5 protein-coding genes are annotated in these 5,045 nt (G+C 47.5%); all 5 read right to left on the bottom strand.

The genetic code is table 11. The annotated features are described in order from the left end of the window. Positions 1-82: 82 nt before the first annotated feature. Positions 83-1,318, bottom strand: coding sequence for a cell division protein FtsA (gene ftsA / locus A3761_RS16400; protein ID WP_068516361.1), 1,236 nt, complete (start codon positions 1,316-1,318; stop codon positions 83-85). A 90-nt stretch (positions 1,319-1,408) separates the two neighbouring features. Further along, on the bottom strand, positions 1,409-2,230 hold the full coding sequence (locus tag A3761_RS16395; RefSeq protein WP_068515626.1) for a cell division protein FtsQ/DivIB: 822 nt from the start codon (positions 2,228-2,230) through the stop codon (positions 1,409-1,411). After that, positions 2,231-3,202: a D-alanine--D-alanine ligase gene (locus A3761_RS16390; protein ID WP_068516364.1), complete on the bottom strand. Its 972-nt coding sequence runs from the start codon at positions 3,200-3,202 to the stop codon at positions 2,231-2,233. Next, positions 3,199-4,716, bottom strand: a complete 1,518-nt coding sequence (gene murC, locus A3761_RS16385; protein ID WP_082865279.1) for a UDP-N-acetylmuramate--L-alanine ligase — start codon at positions 4,714-4,716, stop codon at positions 3,199-3,201. The genes A3761_RS16390 and murC overlap by 4 nt, the downstream gene beginning before the upstream one ends. Then, positions 4,709-5,045, bottom strand: a 337-nt coding sequence (locus A3761_RS16380) for a glycosyltransferase (protein WP_304439620.1), incomplete at its 5' end; no start/stop codon positions are given. The genes murC and A3761_RS16380, both read right to left, overlap by 8 nt.

Raw genomic sequence — 5,045 nt, 5'->3', positions numbered from 1 at the left:
TTCAAACATCACTCTTTCTCCTAATATTATATTTTCAATCTGCTAGTTGCTGCTTTGTATTGTTGGTTTTTGTAGGCAATTTTTAGAAGTTGCCGGTAAACCATGTTTTTATTTTTTCCATAAAACTTTCGCCTCCCTCAGACCTCATCATCGGCTCACTATCCGTTGTCCTCTGCTTCAGTCCATACATCAATAAACCAACGCCCGTTGCATACATCGGATTATTGACGACATCCGCCAAACCAGATACACCCTGCGGGGATGCTAATCTGACAGGCATATGGAATATCTCTTCTGCTAACTCAACAACGCCTTCCATCTTTGACGTCCCGCCCGTTAACACAATCCCGGCGGCAATTACATCTTCAAAGCCACTTCTACGTAACTCTGACTGTATCAAGGTAAATAACTCTTCATAGCGAGGTTCAACCACCTCAGCCAATGCCTGCCGAGACAAGTCTCGTGGTGGGCGATCCCCAACACTAGGCACTTTTATGGTTTCTTCTGCACCGGCCAATTGCGTCAAGGCACAGGCATATTTAATCTTTATCTCTTCCGCGTTTTGTGTCGGTGTACGCAGTGCCATGGCAATATCATTCGTCACCTGGTCGCCCGCTATCGGGATTACTGCGGTATGACGAATCGCACCACCGGTAAATATTGCGATGTCGGTTGTTCCACCACCAATATCCACAACACAGACACCTAACTCTTTCTCATCGTCAGTGAGCACCGCATAGCTTGAAGCCAACTGCTCTAAAATAATGTCATCAACGTCCAGATCACACTTCTGCACACACTTTTCTATATTCTGAGCTGCGTTAACCGCACAGGTCACCAAGTGCACCTTTGCTTCTAGACGCACACCAGACATACCCAAAGGCTCTTTAATGCCTTCCTGGCTATCAATCACAAACTCCTGAGGGAGAATGTGCAGCACTTTCTGGTCTGCTGGTATTGCCACAGCCTGTGCAGCATCGATAACACGATCAATATCGGCCTGAACAACTTCTCGATCTCGAACCGCAACAATGCCGTGCGAATTCATACTGCGAATATGGCTCCCGGCTATTCCTGCATAGACAGAGTGAATCTGGCACCCTGCCATCAGCTCAGCCTCTTCGACAGCTCGTTGAATTGCGTTAACTGTTGACTCAATATTGACAACAACCCCTCTCTTTAAGCCACGAGAAGGGTGCGAACCGATACCAACTATTTCGATCTGTCCTTCACTATTCTTCTTGCCAACAATTGCAACAATTTTGGAGGTTCCAATATCCAACCCCACGGTAAATTCATTTTCTAATGAGCCAGCCATTCTGGTGTTCCCACGTTACTTTTGTACCAACTTTGCTTTCGCGAAGCCTAAGGCCATCCGATGCCCGGCTCACAAACACATTCCTAATTCTTACTTTTTACCGGATCGCCACTTGATCGCTACACCATTCGGGTAGCGAGCGTCGATTCGGCTAATATTCGCCACGTCAATATTTGCTCTGGAGCTGAAAACCTTACCAACTCGTTCCAGCTTGGCTTCAAGGTTCTGCTGCCCTTCGCGATCTTGTAGCTTAATTTCACCCATTGCGACCGCCACACCATTACTCAAGGTCATATTCCAGACATTTCTAGGTTTCAATTCCAGCGCTCTAATAGCCAAGCCATACTCTTTAAGGCCTTGCTGTAGTACTCCGAGCGTTGAATACATCATATTTTTCTTCGACGCACTGAACTGCTCACTGCCGATCAGTTGCGGTAAAACCAATAAATCACTTCTTAGTTCAGCAGGCTTAAAGACAACACCTTCTGCATTGAGCAACGCTCCGTCATTCCACTGACTCACCGCAACTTGTTCATTTATTAGCAGCTTGATTTCGCCCGGCCAGACTCTACTCACAGTCGCACTGTTAACCCAGGCCAAGCCCTCTACTCGTGTTTGAACGTCTTTTAAGTCAGTCGCTATAAATCCGGCGCCGACTAAACCACTCAACGCTTGTGTCACTTCACTTTCGTTCAGATAAGAAAACGCGCCTGTTACCTTGATCGATGAGATAGGGTGGTCAACTACTTGTATCAGACTGTCTCTTTTAGTCAGTAATACAAGTAGCGCTAAACAAATTAGCGTCACAGTTAGAACACGCTTGAGCACCAAAACAGTCTCTTCACGTACAGCGTTTCCTTCTGCCAACTGAGCGCCCTGCCCCATTACATGAATTGCAGCATTATGTGCCATCTAACTATCCCCTTTATCATTATTATTGTTCTTGCTTAAGCGCTTGTTTGTCACTGCTGACTTCAGTATTTCCAGTAGCAAATCATCAAACTCTAAACCTGAAGCTTTCGCGGCCATAGGAACCAGACTATGGCTGGTCATTCCTGGTATGGTGTTAACTTCTAACAACCAAAAGCGCCCTTTGCTATCGCGCATTACATCGACACGCCCCCAGCCAGAACAGCCTAAGGCACTAAATGCTCTTTCCGCCAAATTCCCCAGACTCTGCTCTTCTTCATCAGATAAGCCTGAGGGTAATAAATATTGTGTAGAATCTGACTCGTACTTCGCTTCATAGTCATAAAAGGTATGGCTGGTTTTTAAGCCAATTACCGGTAATGGCGAACCATTCAACAAGCCAACTGTATATTCATCACCTTCTATCCACTGCTCCAAAAGCACTTGCTCATCCATTTCCAGAGCCTTACTTACTGCGGCTTCCAGCTGTGTCTGATTATTTACTTTAAACACACCAATCGATGACCCTTCACGAGAAGGTTTAACTGCCAACGGGAAACCCATCAATGAAACCAGGCGGGTGAGCATTTCCGGGTTCAACTTCTCTACATAACTAAACTTAGGTGTCGGTAAATTCATCCCCTGCCAAAGGTACTTAGTTCGTGTCTTATCCATGCCAATGGCAGAGCCCATTACACCACTACCGGAGTACGGAATATTCAGGGTCTCTAAAACACCCTGTATCGTGCCATCTTCACCACCACGTCCATGAAGCGCTAAGAATGCCCGGTCAAAAGGCATGTGTTTGACCAGGTCTTCAATCTCTCCACCAAAATCCAGTTTGAAGGCATCAACACCTTTACGCAGCAAGCCATCCAGGACAGCCTGACCACTTTTCAGAGACACCTCGCGCTCCGCCGAGGTTCCTCCCATAATAACGGCAACTTTACCTAGCTTGTCCGCCACTGAACTCATGAACAAGCCTCCAACAACTCGCCATCTTCCGACAAACGAATAGCTATCTGACCGACGCTACCCGCCCCCTGAGTAAGTAATAAGTCGCCGTCTTGAAGCACTGTGGACAAAAGTTTTTCCAGGTTCGGCACTACCTCATCTACCTGGTGACCACCATCGATATAAATTGGCTCAGCACCACCACGCTGACGAATACTGCGGCACAATGCGCGACTATCAGCACTTGGAATTGGTGTCTCGCCAGCGGGGTAAACTTCCATCAATAGCAACACATCAACCTTGGCGAGAACTTTTACGAAGTCCTCATATAGGTCACTGGTACGGCTATAACGATGCGGTTGAAAAACCATGACCAATCGTTTGTCTGGCCAACCCGCACGAATCGCCTGGAGTGTCGCTTCCACCTCACTTGGGTGATGCCCGTAATCATCAACCAACATAACTTTTGAAGCGCTCTTCGCTTCAGTATCTTGTCGTTGAACAGCGTAGTCGCCATACACCTGAAAACGACGCCCTACCCCTTGGAAACTTTCCAAGGCTCTTTGAATTGCGGCATCTTCAACACCCTCATCACTCGCCACAGTGATAGCAGCCAGTGCATTCAGAACATTATGATGCCCCGGCATTTGTAGCGTGATATCCAGGTCATTCATACCCGCCGGTCTCTGTACGGTAAAGCGATTGTGCATACCGTCTTGGCGAATATTATGCGCCCGATAATCCGCACTTTCTGACACACCATAAGTAAGGACGGCACGTGATACCTGAGGCATTATTTCTTCTACTACTGGGTCGTCTACACACATCACCGCAGCACCGTAAAACGGCAGGTTATGAAGGAAGTCTACAAAGGTCTGTTTAAGCTTTGAGAAGTCGCCACCATAGGTATGCATATGATCCGCTTCGATATTTGTAACCACTGAAATCATCGGTGTAAGGTGCAAGAATGACGCATCACTCTCATCTGCTTCAGCAACCAGGTATCGAGACCCACCCAGACTTGCATTGGTACCCGCGCTATTTAAGCGACCACCGATCACATACGTAGGGTCTAAACCTGCCTCGGCGAGTACCGATGCAATCAAACTGGTTGTAGTTGTTTTGCCATGCGTTCCCGCAATCGCGATACCGTGACGATAACGCATTATTTCAGCCAGCATTTCTGCTCGCGGAACAATTGGCGTACGGTGCTCTCTGGCTGCAGCCACTTCCGGGTTGTTTTCATCAATCGCAGAAGAAACCACTACTACATCGGCTTGTGCGACATTTTCCGCATCATGCCCAAAATAGATTTTCACTCCTAATGAAGCGAGTCGTTTTGTCACTGCTGACTCATTTAAATCTGAACCCGAGATTTGGTAACCCTGGTTACGTAGCACTTCTGCAATTCCGCACATGCCCGCGCCACCAATACCTACGAAATGGATCAGACTGATACGGCGCATCTCTGGAATTTCACTCAATACCATGCTTCCTGCATGCTTTAGTACACTCGCATTTGGTTTATCAGGCATAGCAGACTCTCCTACATTCACTGGCTACATTCTCTGTTGCGTCTGCTTTGGCTAATTTTCTTGCTGCCTCGGACAAAATCGATATTCTCTCGGGTTTACTAAATAAAGGAGCCAAGACCTCACTCAAGGTCGACTCGCTCAAATCCTGTTGGTCTAATAACCATGCCGCACCGCCCTTGGTCATATACTGGGCATTGAGCGTTTGGTGGTCATCGACCGCATGAGGATAAGGGATGAGGATCGCTCCCAAGCCCGCCACACATAGTTCAGATATGGTTAAAGCACCGGCTCGACAGATCACAAAGTCAGCCCAGCGATAGGCTGCGGCC

Source organism: Oleiphilus sp. HI0123 (assembly GCF_001635315.1).
Note: the sequence above shows the minus strand (reverse complement) of the source record. Positions and strands in the feature narration are given on the sequence as shown.